The sequence below is a fragment of the Tsukamurella pulmonis genome, assembly GCF_900103175.1.
GTDB classification, from domain to species: Bacteria; Actinomycetota; Actinomycetes; order Mycobacteriales; family Mycobacteriaceae; genus Tsukamurella; species Tsukamurella pulmonis.
Genome location: NZ_FNLF01000002.1, coordinates 2,706,750 through 2,726,009, shown reverse-complemented (window position 1 = coordinate 2,726,009; position 19,260 = coordinate 2,706,750). Strand labels below are relative to the sequence as shown.

14 protein-coding genes and 3 rRNA genes are annotated in these 19,260 nt (G+C 67.2%); 16 read left to right on the top strand and 1 reads right to left on the bottom strand.

The window, feature by feature from the left end:
• Window positions 1–4: 4 nt before the first annotated feature.
• The gene (locus BLQ62_RS13365; protein WP_068568431.1) at window positions 5–796 is read right to left on the bottom strand and encodes an SDR family NAD(P)-dependent oxidoreductase; all 792 of its coding nucleotides are present in this window, start codon (window positions 794–796) and stop codon (window positions 5–7) included.
• Window positions 797–970: 174 nt separating this feature from the next.
• Between BLQ62_RS13365 and BLQ62_RS13360 the strand changes: the two genes are divergently transcribed.
• The 16 genes from BLQ62_RS13360 to BLQ62_RS13285 all read left to right on the top strand — a co-directional run bounded on the left by BLQ62_RS13360 (window position 971) and on the right by BLQ62_RS13285 (window position 19,227).
• Window positions 971–1,462: a DUF4334 domain-containing protein gene (locus tag BLQ62_RS13360; RefSeq protein WP_068568429.1), complete on the top strand. Its 492-nt coding sequence runs from the start codon at window positions 971–973 to the stop codon at window positions 1,460–1,462.
• Window positions 1,459–2,532 (top strand): NAD(P)-dependent alcohol dehydrogenase, encoded by a 1,074-nt coding sequence (locus BLQ62_RS13355; RefSeq protein ID WP_068568427.1) that lies wholly within the window; start codon window positions 1,459–1,461, stop codon window positions 2,530–2,532. Before BLQ62_RS13360 ends, BLQ62_RS13355 begins: the two co-directional genes overlap by 4 nt.
• Window positions 2,533–2,541: 9 nt before the next feature.
• Window positions 2,542–2,748, top strand: coding sequence for a Trm112 family protein (locus BLQ62_RS13350; protein WP_068531641.1), 207 nt, complete (start codon window positions 2,542–2,544; stop codon window positions 2,746–2,748).
• 23 nt (window positions 2,749–2,771) lie between these two features.
• Window positions 2,772–3,329: a DNA-3-methyladenine glycosylase gene (locus BLQ62_RS13345; RefSeq protein WP_170842951.1), complete on the top strand. Its 558-nt coding sequence runs from the start codon at window positions 2,772–2,774 to the stop codon at window positions 3,327–3,329.
• A 26-nt stretch (window positions 3,330–3,355) separates the two neighbouring features.
• Entirely contained in the window at window positions 3,356–4,624 is a 1,269-nt protein-coding gene (tyrS, locus tag BLQ62_RS13340; RefSeq protein WP_068531643.1) for a tyrosine--tRNA ligase, read from the top strand.
• Window positions 4,625–5,429: 805 nt separating this feature from the next.
• Window positions 5,430–6,950, top strand: a 16S ribosomal RNA gene (locus BLQ62_RS13335).
• Between the two features lie 442 nt (window positions 6,951–7,392).
• Window positions 7,393–10,483, top strand: a 23S ribosomal RNA gene (locus BLQ62_RS13330).
• A 137-nt stretch (window positions 10,484–10,620) separates the two neighbouring features.
• A 5S ribosomal RNA gene (gene rrf / locus BLQ62_RS13325) occupies window positions 10,621–10,737 on the top strand.
• Together the 16S, 23S and 5S rRNA genes form the textbook arrangement of a ribosomal RNA operon.
• 136 nt (window positions 10,738–10,873) lie before the next feature.
• Window positions 10,874–12,253 carry a hypothetical protein gene (locus BLQ62_RS24015; protein ID WP_231857691.1) on the top strand — a complete coding sequence of 460 codons (1,380 nt, stop codon included), beginning with the start codon at window positions 10,874–10,876 and terminating at the stop codon, window positions 12,251–12,253.
• On the top strand, window positions 12,250–13,197 hold the full coding sequence (locus BLQ62_RS13315) for an HAD-IIA family hydrolase (RefSeq protein WP_068567684.1): 948 nt from the start codon (window positions 12,250–12,252) through the stop codon (window positions 13,195–13,197). Before BLQ62_RS24015 ends, BLQ62_RS13315 begins: the two co-directional genes overlap by 4 nt.
• Window positions 13,198–13,207: 10 nt before the next feature.
• A complete protein-coding gene (locus tag BLQ62_RS13310) occupies window positions 13,208–13,426 on the top strand; it encodes a hypothetical protein (RefSeq protein WP_133298580.1) in 219 nt (72 codons plus the stop codon).
• Window positions 13,426–14,241: a TlyA family RNA methyltransferase gene (locus BLQ62_RS13305; RefSeq protein ID WP_068567682.1), complete on the top strand. Its 816-nt coding sequence runs from the start codon at window positions 13,426–13,428 to the stop codon at window positions 14,239–14,241. The genes BLQ62_RS13310 and BLQ62_RS13305 overlap by 1 nt, the downstream gene beginning before the upstream one ends.
• Complete coding sequence (locus BLQ62_RS13300) at window positions 14,238–15,149, top strand: NAD kinase (RefSeq protein WP_068536178.1); 912 nt, start codon at window positions 14,238–14,240, stop codon at window positions 15,147–15,149. The genes BLQ62_RS13305 and BLQ62_RS13300 overlap by 4 nt, the downstream gene beginning before the upstream one ends.
• A 4-nt stretch (window positions 15,150–15,153) precedes the next feature.
• Window positions 15,154–16,941 (top strand): DNA repair protein RecN, encoded by a 1,788-nt coding sequence (gene recN, locus BLQ62_RS13295; protein ID WP_068567680.1) that lies wholly within the window; start codon window positions 15,154–15,156, stop codon window positions 16,939–16,941.
• Window positions 16,942–17,115: 174 nt separating this feature from the next.
• The gene (steA, locus tag BLQ62_RS13290) at window positions 17,116–18,306 is read left to right on the top strand and encodes a putative cytokinetic ring protein SteA (RefSeq protein WP_068536172.1); all 1,191 of its coding nucleotides are present in this window, start codon (window positions 17,116–17,118) and stop codon (window positions 18,304–18,306) included.
• Window positions 18,307–19,227 (top strand): copper transporter, encoded by a 921-nt coding sequence (locus tag BLQ62_RS13285; protein ID WP_082756736.1) that lies wholly within the window; start codon window positions 18,307–18,309, stop codon window positions 19,225–19,227.
• Window positions 19,228–19,260: the final 33 nt, after the last annotated feature.

The following is a 19,260-nucleotide window of genomic DNA, read 5'->3' as shown; positions in this document are numbered from 1 at the left end:
AGCGTCAGCCGGCGCGCTGGCGGAGGTCGCCGATCCGGCGCATCGCGGCCAGGATCTTCAGGCCCAGCGACGGTGCCGCGTCGGCGGACCGCACGACCGCACCCCGCCAGCGCGGGACCACACGGAACACCTGCCGCGAGTCGAGGAGGTCGAGGCCGGCGGCGGCGACACCGTCCGCGTCGAGCGGCTTGGGGCCCGAGAACAGCATGGCGGCGCCCGGGTCCTTGCTGCGGTCGGTCACCATCGCGGTGCTCACGACGTCGGGGCACAGCGCCCGGGCCCGGATCGGGAGCCCCGCGTGCCGCAGATCGCCCTCGAGCGACGTGGTGAAGGAGAGCACCGCCGCCTTCGTGGCGGCGTAGAGGGCCAGGCCCGGGACGGGGGTCAGCGCCGAGATCGAGGCGACGTTGAGGATGGCCCCGCCCTGCGCGCCCATCGCGTCGACGGCCGCGATCGAGCCGCCGATCGGACCACGCAGATTCACGTCGAGGATCCCCGTCAACTGGTCGTCCTCGTGGGTCCAGCAGTCGCCCGCGATGAGGATTCCGGCGTTGTTGACCCAGACTGCCAGGCGCCCCAGCTCCTGCGCCTGTTCGGCGACCCGGCGGTGCGAGTCGAGATCGCGCACGTCCTGGGCGATGCCCACGGCGTCGCGGCCGACCTCGGCGGCGGCCCGGGCCGCGGCGTCGCCGTCGATGTCGGTGAGAATCACGCGATGCCCCTGGTCGGCGAGGCGGTGGGCGAATCGGAGGCCGATGCCACGGCCCGCTCCGGTCACTACTGCGATGGATGTCATGGGTGACGACGCTAGGCCCGTCGAGCGTGATCGGTCCTCGTCCTCGAGCCACGGAATCCGACGGCGCCCCTTGTGCCGGGGAGCCAGTCCTGGCGCCGTCCATCGCCGTGCCGCGACCTGGAACAGGTTCCCGTTTCCGGTCGTGCGACGGAGAACATCCGATAACATCGCGGCATGACCGCAGAGCGCACCGTCCGCGGGCTCATCGACGAGCCGCGCCGTTCCGAACCCGCTGAGCTGGCCGGGCTGTTCGCGCAGCTCGAGCCGGTCTCGACCGACTTCCTCCTCGGCGACTGGCGCGGCGGCGAGCTGCCGTCGGGTCACCCGATGGACGGCTCCCTCGGCCGGGCTCGGTGGTACGGCAAGAGCTTCCACTCCGCGAACGACGTGCAGCCGCTGGTCTGCCTCGACGAGAACGGCGAGAAGTTCTCCAACGTCGCGCTCGGCAAGGGCGAGGCGACGCTGCGCCTGATCGAGTTCGAGGGCACCGTGACCGCATCGATGGTCTACGACGGTCAACCGGTGATCGACCACTTCGCGAAGGTCGACGACGACACCGTCATGGGGGTGATGACCGGGAAGAAGCTCGCGCCGCCGTACTTCTACTTCTATCTTGAGCGCGACGCCCGACCCGCGGCGGCCGGTGGCTGTCTGGCGGACCGGTGACCGGCACGATCGCGCGGGTCGTCGCCGCGCCCGGGGCGGCACCGTCGCCGCTGGAGATCGACGTCCCCGCGCCGTCCGGGAACCAGGTCCTGGTACGCGTGCACGCCGTCGGCGTCTGCCACACCGACCTCACCCTCGCCGCGCAGTGGCCTGAGCAGGGACTGCCCGTCATCCTCGGCCACGAGGGCGCCGGCGTCGTCGAGGCGCTCGGCCCCGACGCGCAGGGCCTGTCCGTCGGTGACCGGGTCTGCCTCACCTTCGACAGCTGCGGCGCCTGCGAGTTCTGCGGCGCGGGGACGCCCGGCTACTGCGAGCAGTCCATCACTCGCAACTACCTGGGCCTCCCGGGAATCCGGGCCGGGGAGACTGCCGTGACGGGCGGCTTCTTCGGGCAGTCGAGCTTCGCCGGCCTCGCCCTCGCGACCGACCGCAACACCGTCCGCATCGGTGACCTGCCCTTCGAGGTGGCGGCGCCCCTGGGCTGCAGCGTGCAGACCGGCGTCGGCACGATCACCCGCGCGCTGCAGGTGCAGTCGGGTCAGTCCGTCGTCGTCTTCGGCACCGGGGCCGTCGGCCTCGCCGCCGTGATGGGGGCGAAGCTGGCCGGTGCGACGACGATCGTCGCCGTCGATCCGCGGGAGGACCGTCGCGCACTCGCGCTGGAACTGGGGGCCACGCACGCGGTGGAGGCCGGACCGCAGGCGGCGCAGCAGGTGCTCGAGGCGACCGGCGGCGGCGCGCACGCCGCGGTCGACACCACGGCCCGCGCCGACGTCCTCGGGCAGGCGGTCCTGGCGCTGCGTGCCCGCGGCACGCTCGCGGTCGTCGGGCTCGGCGCACCGGCGGCGGAGCTGCCGGTCATGCTCATCATGGCCCGCGGGTTGCGGGTGATCGGCGTCATCGAGGGGGATTCGGAACCGTCGGAGTTCCTCCCGGAGCTTGCCGCCGCGGCCGTCGAGGGGCGGCTGCCCGTGGACCGGCTGGTGAGTACCTTCACCGATTTCGACGAGGCGTGGGCCGCGGCCCGCGAGGGCACCGCGGTCAAGCCGGTGTGGCTGCCCGCTGGGTAGCATGACGCCATGGCCATCGACGCGACGCTGCTGAAGATCCTCGCCTGCCCGCAGGACAAGGGGCCGCTGCTGTACGTGCCGGACGAGCTGTTCTACAACCCGCGTCTGCGCCGCGCCTACCCGATCGAGGACGGACTGCCGGTCCTGCTGGTCGGCGAGGCCCGCGACGTCGACGACGCCGAGCACGAGTCGATCCTGGCCCGCGCGGCGGAGTGATACCGGACGAGGCGCGTCGGCGCCTGTCCGAGCACCCGCTCGTGGCCGCCCGACTGGTCCTCGGTTCGGTGCTGACGGTCGGCGCGGTGCGCGCGCGCGTCGTCGAGGTGGAGGCCTACGGATCGCCCGAGGACGGCCCGTGGCCGGACCCCGCCGCGCACACCTATCCCGGGCCAACGCCTCGTAACGAGGTGATGTTCGGGCCCGCCGGGCACCTGTACGTGTATCTCTCGTACGGCATCCACCAGTGCGTCAACATCACGGCGGGGCCGGACGGCGAGGGCGCCGGCGTCCTGCTGCGCGCCGCGGCGATCGAGTCGGGGATCGACCTGGTACGGGAGCGGCGCGCCGTCCGCGATCCCGATGCCCGGCTCGCCGCCGGCCCCGGTCGGCTCGGGCAGGCGCTCGGGATCACGGTCGCCGACAAGGGGATCGACGTGCTCGGCGGAGCGTCCGAGGTGGGGCTGGAGATCGCCGCCCGACGGGGCCCGGTCGCCGTCGGACCGCGGATCGGGATCAGCAAGGCGGTCGACCTGCCGTGGCGCCTGTGGCTGGAAGGGCACCCGTCGGTGAGCCGCTGACGGACCGGCTCGTTCACAATGGTCGGGTGAGCACTGACATCCTCGAGGAACTGTCCTGGCGCGGCCTGATCGCGCAGTCCACCGACATCGACGCGCTGCGTGAGCGCCTCGCCGCGGGGCCGGTCACCCTCTACGCCGGGTTCGACCCGACGGCGTCGTCGCTGCACGCCGGCCACCTGGTCCAACTGTTGACCCTGCGCCGGTTCCAGGAGGCGGGCCACCGCCCGATCGTCCTCGGCGGTGGCGCGACCGGCCAGGTGGGCGATCCGCGTGACGTGGGCGAGCGCGTCATGAACTCGGTGGACACGGTCGCCGAGTGGGCGGCCAAGATCGACGATCAGCTCCGGCGCTTCGTCTCCTTCGACGGCGACAACGCAGCCATCCTGGTCAACAACCTGGACTGGCACGGCGCGATGAACGTGCCCACCTTCCTCCGCGATGTGGGCAAGCACTTCTCCATCAACGTCATGCTCGCGCGCGACACGGTCAAGCGGCGCCTCGAGTCCGACGGGATCAGCTACACCGAGTTCAGCTACATGCTGCTGCAGGCCTACGACTACGTCGAGCTCGCGCGGCGCTACGACACCGCGCTGCAGATCGGCGGCTCCGACCAGTGGGGCAACATCGTCGCGGGGGTCGACCTGAACCGGAAGATCGACGGCCGCCAGGTGCATGCGCTGACCACGCAGCTGGTGACCTCGTCCGACGGCAAGAAGTTCGGCAAGTCCACCGGTGGCGGTTCGCTCTGGCTCGATCCCGAGCAGACGAGCCCGTACGCCTGGTACCAGTACTTCGTGAACACGGCCGACGCCGACGTCATCCGCTACCTGCGGTGGTTCACCTTCCTCACACAGGAGGAGATCGCCGAGCTCGAGCGCGAGACGGCCGAGGCGCCGCACAAGCGCACCGCGCAGAAGCGGCTCGCCGCCGAGATGACGACCCTCGTGCACGGCGAGGAGCACACGCGCGCCGCGGAGCTGGCTGCGCAGGCACTCTTCGGACGTGGCGAGTTGGCGGAGCTGCCGGAGCAGACGCTGGCGGCGGCCCTGACCGAGGCCTCGGTCGTCGACGTGGCGGCGGGGGAGCCGCGCACGATCGTCGACCTGTTGGTGGCCTCGGGACTGAGCGAGTCGAAGGGCGCCGCCCGGCGTGCGGTCAAGGAGGGCGGTGCCTACGCGAACAACGTGAAGGTGGAATCCGAGGAGTGGGAGCCGGCTGCCGAGGACCTCCTGCACGGACGGTGGCTGGTCCTGCGACGCGGCAAGAAGAACTTCGCCGGAGCTCGATTCGTCTGAAGTTCCTGGTCATGACCACTGAGGCCGTCCCGCACCTGTGCGCGGGACGGCCTCAGTGCTGTGGATCACACGAACGGGTTTCGGCGGCATTCTGATAGACGCGATCGCCTGACCTGCATAGATGAACATCGCGTTACGCGCTGACCTGCGGATTTGCCCTTCCGTTCCACGGTGCGTAACTTATTCGAAGTCAGCGCGACACCGACCAGGACGGGGCCGAAAAGCCCAGGTCAGGCGGTAGAAACGCAGACAGATTGACAACCAGGAGCTGAACCCCGGTTTGACACCGAGTTCGACTCCGACATAAGCTGGAACGGTTGCTCCGAGCAGCCAGCCCACGGAAGACGATGACTTTCGAGCGTGTCACACGGTCGAGAGCGTCTTGATGTGCGGCTGAGCGGTGAGAAGCAGTTCCGAGAGCGGCCCGCGAGAGCGAGTTGCACACGGAAATCCGGTCTGCTAAGCTAGAACGGTTGCTCCGAGAGGGTCACGCCAGTGAGTTTGACTGGTGTTCCTTCAGAGAGTAGCATGAACTGCCTGCGAAGGTGCGGTTCACACGGAAAACATATGGTGTGGACGGCCGCGTTTGGCGTGTTCTTTGAGAACTCAACAGTGTGTCGATGAAATTGTCAGTGCCAAAATTTTTTGGCACGCATGGACAATCAAATTACTTGGTTGTTTGTGTTGTGGCTTTTCTCGTTTATTTCTTTGCGAGATGTATTTCTGGAATCATTGATTTTTGTCAGTGGTTTCGTTTTGTTCAGGATTTCCTGGATTATGCTGAAACCTTGTGTTTCTAGTGTTTTTTATGGAGAGTTTGATCCTGGCTCAGGACGAACGCTGGCGGCGTGCTTAACACATGCAAGTCGAACGGTAAGGCCCCTTCGGGGGTACACGAGTGGCGAACGGGTGAGTAACACGTGGGTGACCTGCCCTGTACTTCGGGATAAGCCTGGGAAACTGGGTCTAATACCGGATATGACCTTCCCCTGCATGGGGGTTGGTGGAAAGCTTTTGCGGTACAGGATGGGCCCGCGGCCTATCAGCTTGTTGGTGGGGTAATGGCCTACCAAGGCGACGACGGGTAGCCGGCCTGAGAGGGCGACCGGCCACACTGGGACTGAGACACGGCCCAGACTCCTACGGGAGGCAGCAGTGGGGAATATTGCACAATGGGCGAAAGCCTGATGCAGCGACGCCGCGTGAGGGATGACGGCCTTCGGGTTGTAAACCTCTTTCAGTAGGGACGAAGCGCAAGTGACGGTACCTACAGAAGAAGCACCGGCCAACTACGTGCCAGCAGCCGCGGTAATACGTAGGGTGCGAGCGTTGTCCGGATTTACTGGGCGTAAAGAGCTCGTAGGCGGTTTGTCACGTCGTCTGTGAAAACCCGAGGCTTAACCTCGGGCCTGCAGGCGATACGGGCAGACTTGAGTACTGTAGGGGAGACTGGAATTCCTGGTGTAGCGGTGGAATGCGCAGATATCAGGAGGAACACCGGTGGCGAAGGCGGGTCTCTGGGCAGTAACTGACGCTGAGGAGCGAAAGCGTGGGTAGCGAACAGGATTAGATACCCTGGTAGTCCACGCCGTAAACGGTGGGTACTAGGTGTGGGTTTCCTTCCACGGGATCCGTGCCGTAGCTAACGCATTAAGTACCCCGCCTGGGGAGTACGGCCGCAAGGCTAAAACTCAAAGGAATTGACGGGGGCCCGCACAAGCGGCGGAGCATGTGGATTAATTCGATGCAACGCGAAGAACCTTACCTGGGTTTGACATATAGAGGATCGCCGGAGAGATTCGGTTTGCCTTGTGCCTTCTATACAGGTGGTGCATGGCTGTCGTCAGCTCGTGTCGTGAGATGTTGGGTTAAGTCCCGCAACGAGCGCAACCCTTGTCTCATGTTGCCAGCACGTAATGGTGGGGACTCGTGAGAGACTGCCGGGGTCAACTCGGAGGAAGGTGGGGATGACGTCAAGTCATCATGCCCCTTATGTCCAGGGCTTCACACATGCTACAATGGCGCGTACAGAGGGCTGCGATACCGCGAGGTGGAGCGAATCCCTTAAAGCGCGTCTCAGTTCGGATTGGGGTCTGCAACTCGACCCCATGAAGTCGGAGTCGCTAGTAATCGCAGATCAGCAACGCTGCGGTGAATACGTTCCCGGGCCTTGTACACACCGCCCGTCACGTCATGAAAGTCGGTAACACCCGAAGCCGGTGGCCTAACCCCTTGTGGGAGGGAGCTGTCGAAGGTGGGATTGGCGATTGGGACGAAGTCGTAACAAGGTAGCCGTACCGGAAGGTGCGGCTGGATCACCTCCTTTCTAAGGAGCATTTAGTGCCGTATCAAACCCGTTCGTGGTTTGGCGGTCGCTCATATTATTGGGTGGAACACTGACACGGTAATTCTTATCGCCTCGTGGCCGGCTGGTGCTGGTCGTTGGGGGTTTCGTCGGCACACTGTTGGGTGTCTGAGAGGACACGTCTTCTCTAGTTTGCTGCTGCGCGTCTGCGCCGGCGTAGTGGGCCCTGTGGGGTTCATAGCTGGTGGCGGTGTGGTGGTGTGTGTTGTTTGAGAATTGTATAGTGGACGCGAGCATCAACATGACGCTGCATCGTTTTCGGTGTGGTTGTTGTGTTATGTTTCTGTAATTTTACATGTTTCTGTGTAAGCATTTTGTTGTGTTTTTTTGGCGCTTATGTCATGAAGGGCACTCAGGTTTGTGACGGCTTCGGTTGTTTCAGGTTTGGTGTGTGTTTTGTGTGTTGTAAGTGTCTAAGGGCGCACGGTGGATGCCTTGGCGCAAGGAGCCGATGAAGGACGTGGGAGGCTGCGATATGCCTCGGGGAGCTGTCAACCGAGCTGTGATCCGAGGATTTCCGAATGGGGAAACCCAGCACCAGTCATGTGGTGTTACCCGCCGTTGAATATATAGACGGTGTGGAGGGAACGAGGGGAAGTGAAACATCTCAGTACCCTCAGGAAGAGAAAACAATAGTGATTCCGTGAGTAGTGGCGAGCGAAAGCGGATGAGGCTAAACCATGCACATGTGATACCGGGTAGGGGTTGTGTGTGTGGTGTTGTGGGGTTCATCTTTCCAGCTCTACCTGGCTGGACAGCAGTAAGAAAGTGTCATGTTAGGTGAAGTGGCCTGGAATGGTCCGCCGGAGAGGGTGAGAGTCCCGTAACTGAAAACGTGGTGCCTGTTGTGATGGATACCCGAGTAGCAGCGAGCCCGTGGAATTTGCTGTGAATCTGCCGGGACCACCCGGTAAGCCTGAATACTACCTTGCGACCGATAGCGGACAAGTACCGTGAGGGAAAGGTGAAAAGTACCCCGGGAGGGGAGTGAAATAGTACCTGAAACCGTGTGCTTACAATCCGTCAGAGCCCTCGTTGTGGGGTGATGGCGTGCCTTTTGAAGAATGAGCCTGCGAGTCAGTGCTCGGTGGCGAGGTTAACCCGTTGTGGGGTAGCCGTAGCGAAAGCGAGTCCCGAATAGGGCGTTTGAGTCGCCGGGTCTGGACCCGAAGCGGAGTGATCTACCCATGGCCAGGGTGAAGCAGCAGTAAGATGTTGTGGAGGCCCGAACCCACTTAGGTTGAAAACTGAGGGGATGAGCTGTGGGTAGGGGTGAAAGGCCAATCAAACTCCGTGATAGCTGGTTCTCCCCGAAATGCATTTAGGTGCAGCGTCACGTGTTTCTTGCCGGAGGTAGAGCTACTGGATGGCCGATGGGCCCTCACAGGTTACTGACGTCAGCCAAACTCCGAATGCCGGTAAGTGAGAACGTGGCAGTGAGACTGCGGGGGATAAGCTTCGTAGTCGAGAGGGAAACAGCCCAGATCGCCGGCTAAGGCCCCTAAGCGTGTACTAAGTGGAAAAGGATGTCCGGTCGCGAAGACAACCAGGAGGTTGGCTTAGAAGCAGCCACCCTTGAAAGAGTGCGTAATAGCTCACTGGTCTAGTGGCTGGGCGCCGACAATGTAGCGGGGCTCAAGTACACCGCCGAAGCCGCGGCACTCACAGTTTTGACTGTGGGTGGGTAGGGGAGCGTCGTGCAGCCGTAGAAGCAGCAGGGTGACCTAGTTGTGGAGGCTGTGCGAGTGAGAATGCAGGCATGAGTAGCGAATGACAAGTGAGAAACTTGTCCTCCGGATGACCAAGGGTTCCTGGGCTAGGTTAATCCTCCCAGGGTGAGTCGGGACCTAAGGCGAGGCCGACAGGCGTAGTCGATGGACAACGGGTTGATATTCCCGTACCCGTGTCAGATCGCCCCTGATGAATCAGTTGTACTAACCGTCCTGAAGCCGCGAGATCACCTTCGGGTGACGAGCTGGTGGATGCACGGGACCTCGGCTGGTAGTAGTCAAGCGATGGGGTGACGCAGGAAGGTAGTGGGGCCAGTCAGTGGTTGTACTGGTGTAAGCCTGTAGGGCGAGATCTAGGCAAATCCGGATCTCATATAAGCCTGAGAGGTGATGCGTAGCCGTTGCGGCGAATTCCATGATCCTATGCTGCCGAGAAAAGCCTCTAGCGAGATCTGATGTGGCCCGTACCCCAAACCAACACAGGTGGTCAGGTAGAGAATACCAAGGAGATCGAGAGAACTGTGGTTAAGGAACTCGGCAAAATGCCCCCGTAACTTCGGGAGAAGGGGGACCTCGTCTGGTGATGATCTTTACGGTCGGAGCTGGGTGGGGTCGCAGAGACCAGAGAGAAGCGACTGTTTACTAAAAACACAGGTCCATGCGAAGTCGTAAGACGATGTATATGGACTGACGCCTGCCCGGTGCTGGAAGGTTAAGAGGACCGGTTAGCCGTAAGGCGAAGCTGAGAATTTAAGCCCCAGTAAACGGCGGTGGTAACTATAACCATCCTAAGGTAGCGAAATTCCTTGTCGGGTAAGTTCCGACCTGCACGAATGGCGTAACGACTTCTCTGCTGTCTCAACCACAGACTCGGCGAAATTGCAGTACGAGTAAAGATGCTCGTTACGCGCGGCAGGACGAAAAGACCCCGGGACCTTCACTATAGCTTGGTATTGGTGTTCGGTTCGGTTTGTGTAGGATAGGTGGGAGACTGTGAAGCGGGCACGCCAGTGTTCGTGGAGTCGTTGTTGAAATACCACTCTGATCGTATTGGATACCTCAACCTCGGACCATGATCTGGTTCAGGGACAGTGCCTGGTGGGTAGTTTAACTGGGGCGGTTGCCTCCCAAAATGTAACGGAGGCGCCCAAAGGTTCCCTCAGCCTGGTTGGCAATCAGGTGTTGAGTGCAAGTGCACAAGGGAGCTTGACTGTGAGACTGACAGGTCGAGCAGGGACGAAAGTCGGGACTAGTGATCCGGCACCGGCAAGTGGAAGCGGTGTCGCTCAACGGATAAAAGGTACCCCGGGGATAACAGGCTGATCTTCCCCAAGAGTCCATATCGACGGGATGGTTTGGCACCTCGATGTCGGCTCGTCGCATCCTGGGGCTGGAGTAGGTCCCAAGGGTTGGGCTGTTCGCCCATTAAAGCGGCACGCGAGCTGGGTTTAGAACGTCGTGAGACAGTTCGGTCTCTATCCGCCGCGCGCGTTAGAATCTTGAGGAAGGCTGTCCCTAGTACGAGAGGACCGGGACGGACGAACCTCTGGTGTGCCAGTTGTTCCACCAGGAGCACGGCTGGTTGGCTACGTTCGGAAGGGATAACCGCTGAAAGCATCTAAGCGGGAAGCCTGTTCCAAGATTAGGATTCTCACCACCTTGAGTGGGTAAGACCCCCTACAGACTATGGGGTTGATAGGCCAGAACTGGAAGCGCAGTAATGCGTGTAGGTGACTGGTACTAATCGGTCGAGGGCTTACCACACACATAACATTCGCCAAAATGAGCACTGAGGCTCACAGGAACGAATAGCGTGTAACAACAACAGAAACCAGACTTCGGTTTGGTTCGCGTCCACTATGCAATGTCTGAGACAGCACACATGTGTTGTTTCGCAGTGTTACGGCGGCCATAGCGGAGGGGAAACGCCCGGCTCCATTCCGAACCCGGAAGCTAAGCCCTCCAGCGCCGATGGTACTGCACTCGTGAGGGTGTGGGAGAGTAGGACACCGCCGGACTAAAATTAGATACAGGATGAAGGCCCTTGGGGATCGTGTAGAACACTTCGCGTGTTCCACTCCTCAGGGGCCTTCGCCATGTCCAAGTACAGTAATAGCGTGAGTCGCCTCGGGGGCGACGGGAAGTGGGTGCACCGTGGCCGATTCGAACGGCGAGCGCCGGCAGCGTGCCGGATTCACCAATCCCGCCGAGCGGGCGGACCGCGGCGGCAGTGGAGATTCGTCACGTGGCACGGGCCGCGGCAACGATCGGGGAGCCCGCGGCGACGACCCCCGTGGCGGTGATCGCTCCGGCGGCCAGCGCGGTGGCTATCAGGGTCGCGGCGGTGACCAGCGTTCCGAGGGCGCGCGCGGTGACCGCCGTGACGTCGGTGGCAACCGGTCGGGCCGCGGCGGCGACTCCCGCGGCGGTGACCGTCGTGACTTCCGCAGCGGCGATTCCCGTGGCGGCGATCGTCGTGACTTCCGCAGCGGCGATTCCCGTGGCGGTGACCGTCGTGACTTCCGCAGCGGCGATTCGCGTGGCGGCGATCGTCGTGACTTCCGCAGCGGCGATTCGCGTGGCGGTGACCGTCGCGACTTCCGCAGCGGCGATTCCCGCGGTGGCGACACCCGGGGCGGTGACCGCCGTGAGTTCGGCGGCCGGCCGTCGGGCGACCGACGCAGCGGCGGGCCGAGCGCGGACCGTCGGGGCCCGGGCGGCGACCGGCGGGGCGGAGGGGACCGCCGCGGCGGGTTCTCCGGCCCTCGCAACGGCGCGCGCCCCGCGGGCCAGGGCGGACGGCCCGGCGGGTTCAAGCGCGACGATCAGCGCTCGGACCGCCCGCGGACCCGCGCCGGCGAGCCGTCGATCCCGAACGACGTCGATCCCAAGGAACTCGACCCTGCGATCCGGCGTGACCTGCTGAGCCTGGACAAGAACAACGCCGAGCTCGTCTCGTCGCACCTGGTCCTCGCCGGTCGGCTGCTCGACAGCGACCCCGCGGCCGCCCTGGCGCACGCCCGGGCGGCGCGCGAGCGCGCCGGCCGCATCGCCGCCGTGCGCGAGGCGTGCGGTATCGCCGCGTACATGAACGGCGAGTGGTCCGAGGCACTCAGCGAGCTGCGTGCCGCCAAGCGGATGGGCGGCGCGGTCAACCTGCTGCCCATGATCGCCGACAGTGAGCGTGGTCTCGGCCGGCCCGAGAAGGCCATCGAGACCGCCCGCGGCGACGAGGCAGCGCAGCTGACCGGCGACGACCGGACCGAGCTGCGGATGGTCGAGGCCGGCGCCCGCATGGACCTGGGCGAGTACGACAAGGCCGTCGTCACCCTGCAGGCCGAGGACCTCGATCCGTCCCGGCGCGGCTTCCACGCCGCCCGCCTGTTCTACGTCTACGCGGAGGCGCTGCTCGGCGCCGAGCGCCGTGCGGACGCGCTGACCTGGTTCCTCAACGCCGCTGCCGCGGACGAGGAGGAGTTCACGGACGCGGAGGAGCGGGTCGCCGAGCTGTCGTCGGACGACGCCGCCGAATGAGTCCGCTCGCCGAAGCCTACGATCGGCTCCTCGTCGACCTGGACGGCACCGCGTACGCGGGCGCCGTCGCGATCCCGGGGGCCGCGGAGGCGCTCGACGGCCTGCCCGTCACCTACGTGACCAACAACGCCAGCCGCCGCCCCGGCGACGTGGCCCGGCACCTGCGTGATCTCGGCTTCGCCGCACCGGACGACACCGTCGTCACCAGTGCGCAGGCCGGTGCGGGGCTGCTCGCTTCCCTCGTGCCGGTGGGAACGCCGGTGCTCGTGGTCGGCGCGCCGGCGCTGCGCGACGAGGTCGAGGCCCGCGGGATGGTTCCGGTGGAGACCGCCGAGGAGGCCCGCGCCGTCATCCAGGGGCACAACCCCGAGACGGGGTGGGCGCGACTGTCCGAGGCCGCCCTCGCGATCCGCGCCGGCGCCGTCTGGGTCGCCACCAACACCGACGCCACCCTTCCCACCGAACGGGGACTGCTCGTCGGCAACGGGTCGATGGTGGCCGCGGTGCGCAACGCCACCGAGCGCGAGCCCCGGGTCGCGGGCAAGCCCTACACCCCGATCTTCGTCGACGCCATGCGCGCGGCCGGCGCGCAGCGGGCTCTGGTCGTGGGCGACCGCCTCGACACGGACATCGAGGGCGGCAACGCCTTCGACGCCGACACGTACCTGGTGCTCACCGGGGTGAACGACGTGGCCGACGTCGTCGCCGCCCCCGACAGGCACCAGCCCACCCACCTCGCAGACACCCTCGCGGGACTGCGCCTCCCCGGCGCGGCCACGCGGCCCGGGCCGCGCGAGCGATGGACCGCGACCCTCGACGGGGACGAGCTGATCGTCACCGGCGGCCCCGGCGCCGATCCCGCCGACGCGAAGTACGTCGCGGTCGCCGCCGCGCGGGAAGCCCCCGAGGAACGCCGGGCGGGCCTGCGCCTGACCATCCGATAGCGTGGACACCGTGGAGCCAGCAGCGTTTCGACCCGACGATCCCGCCGATGTCCGCACGGCCGTCGAGGATCTGATGCACCGCGTCGACGAGCTCGAGGCAGCACCCGTCGTCGATCCCGGCACCGTCGCCGGCGTCGGCGAGCTCGCGACGCTCGGACGGCAGGCCGCCCTGTTCGAGCAGGCGCACCACCTCCTGGTCGACGCCCTCGACACCGTGGATCGCGCCTGATGGCTCGGAGGGTGCGGCTCGACGCCGAGCTGGTCCGCCGCGGCATGGCCCGGTCCCGTGACCACGCCCGAGAACTGATCGAGTCGGGCCGGGTCACGGTCAACAAGCAGGTCGCGCGCAAGGCCGCCAACCAGATCGATCCCGCCGACCCGGTCCACGTGACAGCGGTGGTGGGCGAGGTCGAGTGGGCCTCGCGCGGCGCCCACAAGCTGATCGGCGCCCTCGACGCCTTCCCCGACGTCACGGTAGAGGGGCGACGGTGCCTCGACGCCGGCGCGTCGACGGGCGGCTTCACGGACGTCCTGCTGCACCGCGGCGCCGCGCGCGTGTACGCCGTGGACGTCGGCTACGGCGAGCTCGTCTGGCGCCTGCGCGACGACGACCGCGTGACGGTCCTCGACCGGACCAACGTGCGCTTCCTCGAGCCGGAGGCCGTCGACGGCCCCGTCGACCTCGTGGTCGGTGATCTGTCCTTCATCTCCCTGGGCCTCGTCCTGCCGGCGCTCGCGCGGTGCGCCGCACCCGGCGCGGACCTGCTGCCCATGGTCAAGCCGCAGTTCGAAGTGGGGAAGGAGCGCCTCGGGTCCGGCGGCGTGGTCCGGGGACCCGCGCTGCGCGCGAGTGCCGTGCGCGGCGTGGCCGAGGCCGCCGCCGCGGTGGGCCTGGCGACGCGCGGGGTGACCTTCAGCCCGCTGCCCGGGCCGTCGGGCAACGTCGAGTACTTCCTGCACCTGCGGCGGGAGGAGGGCCCCGTCGCCCTCCCCGGCGACGTGGACGACATGATCAGCACGGCCGTGACGGAAGGACCGCAGTGACCACAGCGCGCGACCGCACTTTCCTCGTGGTGGTGCACACGCTCCGCAGCGACGTGGACCGCACCGTCGACGACATCCGGCGTCGGCTCGACGCCGCCGGGGTGCGGATGAAGCTCGAGAGCGACGTCCGCGAGGCGCCCGACGACGCCGCGGTCGGCTGCGAGGTCGTCGTCGTCCTCGGTGGTGACGGCGGCTTCCTGCGCGGCGCCGAACTGGCCCGTCGCGCCGACGTCCCCATCATCGGCATCAACCTCGGGCACGTCGGCTTCCTCGCCGAGTCCGAGGTCGACACGGTGCCGGAGACCATCGACGACCTCGTGCACCGCCGCTACACCGTGCACCCGCGCATGACGCTCGACGTCGAGATCCACGACGGTGACCGGCTCGTCTCCCAGGGCTGGGCGCTCAACGAGGTGTCCGTGGAGAACCGTTCGCGGCAGGGCCTGCTCGAGCTGGTCACCGAGGTCGACGGCCGGCCCGTCTCCCGGTTCGCGTGCGACGGTCTGCTCGTCGCCACGCCCACCGGCTCGACCGCCTACGCGTTCTCCGCCGGCGGCCCCGTCATGTGGCCCGACCTGGAGGCCCTGCTCATCGTGCCGAGCAACGCGCACGCGCTGTTCGCCCGGCCGATGGTCACCAGCCCGCGCTCGGTGATCGCGATCGAGGTCGAAGGGAGCCGGCACGAGGCGATCGCCTTCTGCGACGGACGCCGCACCCTCGAGGTGCCCGAGCGCGGGCGCATCGAGATCCGGCGCGGGGTCGAGCCGGTCCGGTTCATCAAACTGGGCGCCGGTCCGTTCACGGACCGCCTGGTGACCAAGTTCCAACTGCCCATCAGCGGCTGGCGCGGCCGCCGCGACGGCGACGGCGGGACCGTCGCCGGCACCAGCACGGGAATCGGGGGATAACGCAGTGCTCGAAGAGATCCGCATCTCGTCGCTCGGTGTCATCGAGCAGGCCGCGGCGGAGTTCGCGCCGGGCCTGACGGTGCTCACGGGTGAGACCGGCGCGGGCAAGACGATGGTCGTCACCAGCCTGCACCTGCTCGCGGGGGCGCGCGCCGATCCCGGCCGCATCCGCGCCGGCGCCGACAAGGCCGTCGTCGAGGGCCGGTTCTCCCTGGCCGGCGCCAGCTCAGCCGACCTGGTCCGCGGGACCGTCGACGGGGCCGGGGGCGAACTCGACGACGACGCCGTGATCGCCGTCCGCAGCGTCGCCCCCGACGGGCGCTCCCGCGCGTACCTCGGCGGGCGCAGCGTGCCCGTGGGCACCCTCTCCGAGTTCGCCGGGCCGCTGCTCACCGTGCACGGGCAGAACGATCAGCTGCGCCTGCTGCGGCCCGAGCGCCAGCGTGACCTGCTCGACGCCTTCGCCGGCTCCCCGGCGGCCAAGGCCCTGCGCGCCTACCAGGGTGTGCGCGAGGAATGGCTCGCCGCACGGGCCGAGCTCGCCGACCGCACCACCCGCTCCCGCGAGCTCGCCCTCGAGCAGGATCACCTCACGGCCTCACTCGCCGAGATCGACGGTGTTGCACCGCAGTCCGGCGAGGACACGGACACCGTCGAGAAGATCAAGCGGCTCTCCGACCTCGATACGCTGCGCGAGGCCGCCGACACCTCGTACGCCGCTCTCACCGGCGCGGGCTACGGCAACGACGGCGAGGGAGTCGGCTCGGTCCTGGACCTGCTGGGCACCGTCCGCGCGTCGCTCTCCGGTTCCGACGACGCCGCGTTGCGGGCTCTCGCGGAGCGGATCGACGAGGCGGCCACCGTGGCGGGCGACGTCGCGACCGAACTCGGCGCCTACCTCACGGACCTGCCGAGCGACCCGTCGGAGCTGGAATCGCTGCTGCTGCGGCAGTCCGAGCTCAAGACGCTGACCCGCAAGTACGCGCCCGACATCGACGGCGTCATCGCCTGGGCCGACGAGGCGCGCACCCGGCTGGAGGGAATCGACACGTCCGCCGAGGGGCTCGCCGCGCTGCAGTCCCGCGTCTCGGCTCTCGAGACGGACCTCGCCAAGGCGGCGGCCGCACTGACCGCGGCGCGGGTCAAGGCCGCCGGCTCGCTCGGCAAGAAGGTCACCGGCGAGTTGCGCAAGCTCGCCATGGGCGGCGCGTCGATCACCGTCGACGTCGCGCCCGACGCTGTGGCGGCCGATGCCGACGGGGCCGGTGTCGTGGTCGACGGGGCGCCGCGTCGCGCCGGTGCGCACGGGACCGACGTGGTGGAGTTCCGGCTGATCGCGCATGACGGCGCCAACCCGCTGCCCATCGGTAAGTCCGCATCCGGCGGCGAGCTCTCGCGCGTGATGCTGGCGCTCGAGGTGGTCCTGGCCGCCACCGAGCAGGGCCTGACGATGGTCTTCGACGAGGTGGACGCAGGCGTCGGCGGCAAGGCGGCCGTCGAGATCGGCCGTCGGCTCGCGGCTCTGGCGCAGCGGCACCAGGTGATCGTCGTGACGCACCTCCCGCAGGTCGCCGCCTTCGCGGACACGCACCTGACGGTGGGCAAGCAGACGGGCAAGGGCTCGGTGACCTCGACGCTGACCGCACTGTCGCGCGAGGAGCGCATCGCCGAGCTGGCGCGCATGCTCGCCGGGCTCGGTGATTCCGATACCGGTCGCGCGCACGCGGAGGAGCTCCTCGAGGCAGCCGATTCGGACAAGATCGCGCAGTCGGGGGCTCACGCGAGCGCATAGCTCGGGAAATCAGCCGATTTCGGCGTGGCGACGGCATATACCGGCGCCACGTCGATTCCGGCGGAATCGTCGATGGCGGGGCGTAACACCAGTGCGGTGCAAGTTGCTCAAAGTTTCCAGTGTTGTCGGCGCGCCTCCCGTGACTTCTGTGACTCACGGGGCAGTATGTGCGGCATGAAGCTCACTGGCCTGCTGTCCCGCAACACGTCGAACCTGCCCGGCGTCACCGGCACCGCCCGGGTCGACAAGGACACCACGCGTCTGCTCGGCCGGATCGGCCGCGGCGACATCGTGGTGTGCGACGAGCTGGACCTCGACCGCACCACCGCCGACCTCATGGTCGAGGCCGGGGTCGCGGCGGTGGTCAACGCGTCGCCGTTCATCTCCGGCCGGTACCCGAACCTCGGCCCCGAGGTGCTGGCCGCCGCCGGGATCGAGCTCGTCGACGATGCCGGCAAGGAGGTCTTCACCCGCGTCAAGGACGGCGCGAAGATCCGCGTCCACGAGGGCGTCGTCTACACCGGCGAGCGCGAGCTGGCCCAGGGCGAGCAGCTCACCGACACCGACGTGACCTCGCGCATGCTCGCCGCGCGCTCCGGCGTCGTCGATCACCTGGAGGCCTTCGCGGGCAACACCGTGGAGTTCATCCGCGTCGAGTCGCCACTGCTCATCGACGGCGTCGGCATCCCCGACGTGGAGGTCAACCTCAACGAGCGGCACGTGCTCGTCGTCTCCGACGGGCCCGATCACGCCGAGGACCTCAAGCGCCTCAAGCCCTTCATCAAGGAGTACGCGCCGGTGCTCATCGGCGTGAACCGCGGCGCCGACGCGCTGGTCAAGGCCGGCTACCGCCCCGACCTCATCGTGGGCGACCCGGAGATGATCACCACCAACACCCTGCGCTCCGGCGCGCAGGTGGTGCTGCCCGCCGCGCCCGACGGCCACGCGCCCGGCCTCGAGCGGATCCAGGACCTCGGCATCGGCGCGATGACCTTCCCGGCCACGGGCTCGGCCGCCGATCTCGCGCTGATCATCGCCGACCACCACGGCGCCTCGCTCATCGTCTCCGTCGGCCACTCCGCCTCGTTGGAGGAGTTCTTCGACGCCGGCCGCCGTGAGTCCAACCCGTCGACCTTCCTCACCCGTCTCAAGGTGGGCACCAAGCTGGTCGACGGCAAGGCCGTCGCCACCCTGTACCGCAGCCGCGGCCACGGCGGCGCCATCGCGCTGTTCATCCTCGCCGCGCTGGTCGCCGTCATCGCGGCGGTGCTGGTCTCGAACCAGGGCCACGACCTGCTGCAGTGGGTCATCGACCAGTGGAACCGCTTCGCGCTCTGGGTCCAGGGCCAGTTCCGGGCACTCTAAGTGCCCGGCCCGTCGCGCCGACTCCGTTCGCCCGGCGCCCGCCGTCCGGCGCTGTTCTGGGCCGCAGTGCTGCTGGCCTTCGCCGTCGGCGTCGCCCTGGGCGGGGGAGTCCTCACCCGGTTCACCGCCGACGGTGACCTCAAGGACCTGCACGCGCAGGTGGACCGGCTCGAGCAGGACAACGCCCGGCTCACCGACCGCGCCCGCGCGGCCGACGACTTCGCCGATGCTGCGGCCCCGTCGGCGCTGGGGCGCAGCCTCGCAGGCGTTCCGGTGCTGATGGTGCTCGCGCCGTCCGCGGATCGCGGCGATGTGGACCAGATCAGCCGCCGGATCACCGATGGCGGCGGCAGCGTCGCCGGGACGCTGCGGCTCACCGACGACCTCTACGCCGAGGACAAGGCGGAGCGCCTGCGCGGCGTGGTCGAGAACGCCGTACCCACCGACGTGACGCTGAACGCCTCCCTCGTCGACCCGCGCGCTCGCGCCGGCGACCTGCTCGGCGCCGTACTGCTCGCCGAGGGCGCGGTCAAGCCGCCGTCGAACGGCCGGACCGACGCGCTGGCCGCGCTGCAGCAGGCGGGCTTCGTCGACTTCGCCGGTCCGACGGTGCCCGGCGCGCGCGCCGCCGTCGTAGTGACGGGCGGAACAGTCCCCGGCGATCGCGCCGGCGAGGGCCAGGGGATCGGCCGCCTCGCGGCCGCGCTCTCACGTCACGGCGACGGCACCGTGCTCGCCGGCCGATCCGGATCGTCGCAGGGTGCGGGCCCGATCGTGGTGGTCCGGCAGGACCGGGCGCTCGGGGAGGAGCTCGCCACCGTCGACGACGCCGACACCGTCGTCGGGCAGGTCTCGACCGCGCTGGCGCTCGCGCAGGCGATGCGGGACGACGTGCGCGCCTACGGAGCGGGTCGTCGTTGACGAGAAGGTGATAGGCTGGAGTCCCGTAGTAGA

Excerpts from the sequence above, each read along its gene's own strand:
- BLQ62_RS13365 (WP_068568431.1), bottom strand. The coding sequence starts at position 796 with ATGACATCCATCGCAGTAGTGACCGGAGCGGGCCGTGGCATCGGCCTC.
- BLQ62_RS13360 (WP_068568429.1), top strand. The coding sequence starts at position 971 with ATGACCGCAGAGCGCACCGTCCGCGGGCTCATCGACGAGCCGCGCCGT.
- BLQ62_RS13350 (WP_068531641.1), top strand. The coding sequence starts at position 2,542 with ATGGCCATCGACGCGACGCTGCTGAAGATCCTCGCCTGCCCGCAGGAC.
- BLQ62_RS13315 (WP_068567684.1), top strand. The coding sequence starts at position 12,250 with ATGAGTCCGCTCGCCGAAGCCTACGATCGGCTCCTCGTCGACCTGGAC.
- BLQ62_RS13305 (WP_068567682.1), top strand. The coding sequence starts at position 13,426 with ATGGCTCGGAGGGTGCGGCTCGACGCCGAGCTGGTCCGCCGCGGCATG.
- steA (WP_068536172.1), top strand. The coding sequence starts at position 17,116 with ATGAAGCTCACTGGCCTGCTGTCCCGCAACACGTCGAACCTGCCCGGC.